5 protein-coding genes and 1 pseudogene are annotated in these 5,313 nt (G+C 66.8%); all 6 read right to left on the reverse strand.

Features of this window, described 5'->3' with window-relative positions; genetic code table 11:
- On the reverse strand, positions 1–1,059 hold a 1,059-nt coding region (locus ABYB95_RS16335), incomplete at its 3' end, for an aldehyde dehydrogenase family protein (protein WP_372659615.1).
- Positions 1,060–1,216: 157 nt separating this feature from the next.
- Positions 1,217–2,038, reverse strand: a complete 822-nt coding sequence (locus ABYB95_RS16340; protein ID WP_372659616.1) for an ABC transporter ATP-binding protein — start codon at positions 2,036–2,038, stop codon at positions 1,217–1,219.
- On the reverse strand, positions 2,035–2,817 hold the full coding sequence (locus ABYB95_RS16345; RefSeq protein WP_372659617.1) for an ABC transporter ATP-binding protein: 783 nt from the start codon (positions 2,815–2,817) through the stop codon (positions 2,035–2,037). The genes ABYB95_RS16340 and ABYB95_RS16345 overlap by 4 nt, the downstream gene beginning before the upstream one ends.
- Before the next feature lie 141 nt (positions 2,818–2,958).
- Entirely contained in the window at positions 2,959–3,987 is a 1,029-nt protein-coding gene (locus ABYB95_RS16350) for a branched-chain amino acid ABC transporter permease (protein WP_372659618.1), read from the reverse strand.
- A gap of 79 nt (positions 3,988–4,066) precedes the next feature.
- Positions 4,067–4,957, reverse strand: a complete 891-nt coding sequence (locus tag ABYB95_RS16355) for a branched-chain amino acid ABC transporter permease (protein WP_372659619.1) — start codon at positions 4,955–4,957, stop codon at positions 4,067–4,069.
- Positions 4,958–5,064: 107 nt separating this feature from the next.
- A pseudogene (locus tag ABYB95_RS16360) lies at positions 5,065–5,313 on the reverse strand (branched-chain amino acid ABC transporter substrate-binding protein); the annotation flags it as partial.

Consider the following 5,313-nt stretch of genomic DNA (forward strand, 5'->3'; position numbering starts at 1 on the left):
ACAGACCAGCTTGGCGCCTTTGGCCAAGGCGTCGTCGATCAGCGCGTTGCAATGGTCCACCGTGCCCATGCCGATCACCGAGCCCAGCACCACCGGCTCGGGCTTGCGCGGGTCGCCCAGGGGCAGCGCGCGGGCCTTGTCGCCGAACTTCTTCACAAACTCGTCGGCAATTTTCTGGTCGACGATGAGGCGCTCGGTGCTCATGCAGATCTGGCCGCTGTTGGCGAAGCAGCCAAAGGCCGCGCCGTTGACGGCGTCTTCGATGTCTGCATCGTCGAGCACCACCATGGGCGCCTTGCCGCCCAGCTCCAGCACCACGGGTTTGAGGTATTTCGCGCAGGTGGCGGCGATGATCTTGCCGACCTTGGTGGAGCCGGTGAAGTTCACGCGGCGCACCGCCGGGTGCGCCACCATGGCTTCCACGACGGCGCCGGCGTCGGCCGGGGCATTGGTGATGTAGTTCACCACACCGGGCGGAAAGCCCGCGTCTTCAAACGCTTCAACGATCAGGGCATGGGTGCGCGGGCAGTTTTCGCTGCCTTTGAAAATCACGGTGTTGCCGCAGGCCAGCGGCGTGGCGATGGCGCGCACGCCCAGGATGATGGGCGCGTTCCACGGCGCGATGCCCAGCACCACACCGGCCGGCTGGCGCACGGCCATGGCGAGCGAACCGGGCACATCCGACGGGATCACTTCACCCGCCACCTGGGTGGTGAGCGATGCCGCCTCGCGGATCATGCCGGCGGCCAGCATCACGTTGAAGCCGGCCCACATGCCGGTGGCACCGGTCTCGGCCGGCACGGCTTCGACGAACTGCGGTGTCTTGGCTTCCAGCGCGTCGGCGGCTTTGAGCAACAGTGCACGGCGCGCGCTGGGGCCGGTTTCGCTCCAGGTTTTGAAGGCTTCGGCAGCGGCCTCAACCGCCATCACGGCATCGGCGGGCGAGGCAGCGGGCGCCCGGGTGGCGACGCTGCCATCCAGCGGGTTGCGGCGCTCGAAAGTAGCGCCTTTTCCGGCGGTGACTTTCAGGCCATTGATGAGCATGGACAGATCGGACATGGGGGTTCTCCTTGGGGTTGAATGGAAGCCGTTTGGGCTGAGCCTGTCGAAGCCTGCACGCCACGGGGTGGGCGGGCCCTTCGACAAGCTCAGGGCGAACGGGTGGGCGGGTGGACGGGATCAGTGTCGATGGCGTTGGATTCGGATACAGCGGTTGCTAGGTGTTTGCGGCCAGGGCCTTGCGCCGATTCGCCACATCGATCGTGGTGGTGGCGGCCTTGTTGGCGGGGTCTTTGCCCGCGCCGAGATACGCCTCGCGGATGACGCTGGAACGCGCCAGCAGCTTCGCCGGCCCGCTCGCCACCAGGGTGCCCCGCTCCAGCACGTAGCCGCGATCGGCGACGGCCAGCGCCTTCTTCACGTTCTGCTCGACCATCAGCACCGTGGTGCCTGCGTCGGCAATGCGGCGCGCAATGCCAAGCAGCTCGTCCACCATCTTGGGCGCCAAGCCCAGCGAGGGCTCGTCGAGCATGAGCAGGCGCGGCGCGCTCATCATGGCGCGCGCCACCGCCACCATCTGCTGCTCGCCGCCGCTCATGGTGCCGGCCATCTGGTGGGCGCGGTCGCGCAACTTCGGGAAATCCACAAACGCCTGTTCGATGCGGCGCGGGCGCTCGGCCTTCGGTGCCAGCCAGCCGCCCAGCTCCAGGTTTTCCAGCACCGTCATCTGCGGAAACAGCTGCCGCCCCTCGGCCACCAGGGCCACACCGGCTTGCACGATCTCGTGGGTCTTCTCGGGCAGGTCCTGGCCATCGAGCGTGACCACGCCGCTGCGCGCAATGAGGCCGTTGATCGCCTTGAGCAGCGTGGTCTTGCCCGCGCCGTTGGGGCCCAGCACCACAGTGAGGCCCGGGAGAATTTCGAGCTGCAGGTCGCGCAGCACGAGGAAGCCACCGTAGCCAGCGGACAGACCATCGACCTTGAGCTGTGCCTGGCTGCCACCACCCAGCGTGAAGGGGGATTTGCGGTACCACATCATGCGGCGGCCTCCTCAACCATCTCGTCGCCCAGGTAGGCCTCGATCACTTCCGGGTTGCGCACCACTTCGGACGGCGTGCCGTCGGCGATCTTGCGGCCTTCGTGCAGCACGATCACGCGCTCCACATGGCGCAGCAGCGTGGTCACGGCGTGTTCGATCCAGACCACCGTCAGGTCCAGCTCGTCGCGCAGGCGGCGGATCAGTTGGGCCATGGCTTCCAGCTCGGCCTCGGTCAGGCCGGCGGCCACTTCGTCGAGCAGCAGCAGGCGCGGCCGCGTGGCCAGCGCCATGCCGATCTCCAGCAGCCGTTGTTGCGAGGGCGTGATGGCAGAAGCCGGCAGATCGGCCTGGGCGGTGAGGCCGATCAGGGCCAGGATGCTGTCGGCCGTGCGCAGCGCCCAGGGCACCGAAGCCTCTTCGCCCCAGAAGATGTATTTGCGTGGCCGGCGGCCGGCGAACTTCAAACCGAAGTCGATGTTGTCGCGCACCCGCATGTCGCCAAACACACGCGGGGTCTGGAAGGTGCGGGCCAGACCGCTGGCCGCAAAGCGGTGCGGCCCTTGCCCGCTCAGATCGCGCCCGTTGACCAGCAGGCGCCCGCTGGTGGGTTTGGTCACCCCGGAGATGGCGTTGAAAAACGTGGTCTTGCCCGCGCCGTTGGGGCCGATGATGCCGACCAGTTCACCGGCTTCAAACACCGTATTGACGGCGTCCACCGCCGTGAGGCCACCGAAGCGCACCGTGACTTCGCGGGCGTCCAGCAGAGCTTGCGTGGTCATGTCAGTCGCCCTTCCACTCGGTGAGCAAGCATGCGCGGCATGCAGCTACACCAACCAAGGGTGCCGCTGAGCCGGCTTTGCCGGGCCGCAGGCACCGCCCCCTTGAGGGGGTCGCGCGCAGCGCGGCGGGGGTGATTCAAGTTACAGCACATGGCGGCGCTCCCTCAGGTCTTTCTCACGCGCCTTGCGCCGCGCGGTCTCGCCACTCAGTTTGTCGCGCAGCGCTTGCCACCCGGCGCGGCTGGCGGTCCACCAGGCCTTGAAGGTTTCAACCCGCAGCGAGGCCAGGCCACCGGGCAGGTACAGCACCGAGAGAATGAGCAGCAAGCCCAGCGACATCATGTAGAGCTGCGGCACCTGCAGGCGCAAGGTCTCTGCCAGCACGCTGAAGACGATGGCGGCGATCAGCGGGCCCCAGAGCGTCATGGCACCACCGATCAGCGCGATCAGCACGGTCTGAAAGCCGATGAAGGGGTTGAACACGGTGTGCGGGTCGATGTAGGTCCAGCGCACCGACATGGCCGCGCCCACCGCGCCCGCCACCGCCGCCGTGAGCGCAAAGCCCGCGATCTTGATCACGCGGGTGTTCACGCCCAGGGTCTGCGCGCGCTGCTCGTCGGCGCCGATACCGAGCATGGCCAGGCCAAAGCGCGTGCGCCGCACGCCAATCGACAGCGCCACCGCAATCACCGCCAGCGCCAGCATCGTGAAATAGATGGTGTCGCGATCGGGCACCGTCATCAGCACGCGGCCCACGGTGCCGGTGACCGTCTTTTCAAAGTAGCTGATGGCATGGCGAATCAGCTCGGTCATGCCGAAGGTGAGCACGGCAAAGTAGGTACCTCGCAGGTGCAGCACCGCCGCGCCCATGACCACAGCCACCGCCGCAGCAATGAGCGCGCCCAGGGCAATGCACTGCCACCAGGCGGCCTGCTCCAGCAGCAGCGCACTGGTATAGGCGCCGATGCCGAAGAAGGCAGACGTGGCCAGCGACAGGTAGCGCGTGCTGCCGCAGAACAGCGCCCAACTGGACGACAGCGCGATGTACATCAGGCAAGTGAGCGCCATGGAAACGGCAAACTCACTGCCGAAGCCGGGCACGGCGAGCCCCCAGCCTGTGAGACCGAACAGCACGAGCAGGTCGCGGACGAGCAGTTGGCGCGGGGTCATGCGTTGGCTCCGCCGGGCCGCCCCAAGGGGCCAACACCCCCCCGGGGGGCAGCGATACACGCAGTGATGAGCGTGGGGGTCATGCTTTCCTTCCTTTGCGGGTAAACAGACCTTCGGGCCGCAGCAACAGCACGGCAATGAAGACCACGTAGCTCAGCAAGGCCTTGAGTGAGGGGTTGGTGAAGTGCATGCCCAAGGCTTCGATCACACCCAGCAACAGGCCACCGGCGAGCGCGCCGCCCATGCTGCCAAAGCCACCCAGCGTGATCACGATCAGCGCCGTGACCGTATAAGGCTCGCCCATCGAAGGACTGATCGTGAACGCCATGGAAAGCAAGCTGCCAGCCACGCCCGACAGGCCGAGACCCACGCCGAACATCAGCGGGTGCAGGCGCTTGGTGTCGATGCCCACGAGCTGCGCACCGACCGGCGACTGCATCAGCGCGCGCACGCCCTTGCCCAGCAAGGTCATGCGCAACAGCACGATGAGCGCCCCGGCGAACAGCAGCGCCAGCGCAAACACCAGCAGCTTGTTGGCCGCAAACTGTGCGCTGCCCACGTGCACCGGGTCGGTCAGGTAGTCGTAGCCGCGCAGGTCGCCGCCCCAGATGTAGGACACCACGTTTTGCACCAGGAACATCAGACCGAACGCCACCATCAGTCCACGCGCTTCGAAGATGTCGAGGTTGGGCGACGTGGCGGTGAGACGGCGGAAGCACAGCCAGTGCACCACCATCCCCAGCAGCATCAGCAAGCCGAAGGACACCGGCACCATCCACAGCGGCGACAGTCCAAACGAGGTCTGCACCATCCAGGTGAGGTAGGCACCCACCATCAGGAACTCGCCGTGCGCGATGTTGAGGATGCGCATCAGGCCGTACTGCAGGTTGAGCCCGAGCGCGACCAACGCGTAAATACCGCCGGTGATGAGACCGGAGGCAATGAGTTCAAGCCAGGCGGAGAAGGACATGCGGATGAGTGGGTTTCACAGGCAAGGATGCTGCGGGTCCGGCTTCACCGGCCCGCAGGCACCGCCCCTTGAGGGATGACGCGCCGCAGGCGCGGCGCGGGGAGGTCCTAGTTCCAGGCCGGTTTGGCGGGATTGAGCTTCGCCGTCGCCACGGTCTGCGGCCAGACCACCTCGAACTCGCCGTTCTGCCACTGGCTCACCGTGCCCGGTGTGCCCTTGTTCTCGCTGCCTTCGAACCGGATGTCGCCCACGATGGTCTTGTGCGTGGTGCCGGCCACATAGTCGCGGATCGCCTTGCGGTCCAGCCCATGGCGCGCCACCGCGTTGGTGAGGATCTCCAGCCCCGCCCAGCAAGC

This window comes from Hydrogenophaga sp., assembly GCF_041633695.1.
GTDB lineage: Bacteria > Pseudomonadota > Gammaproteobacteria > Burkholderiales > Burkholderiaceae_C > Hydrogenophaga.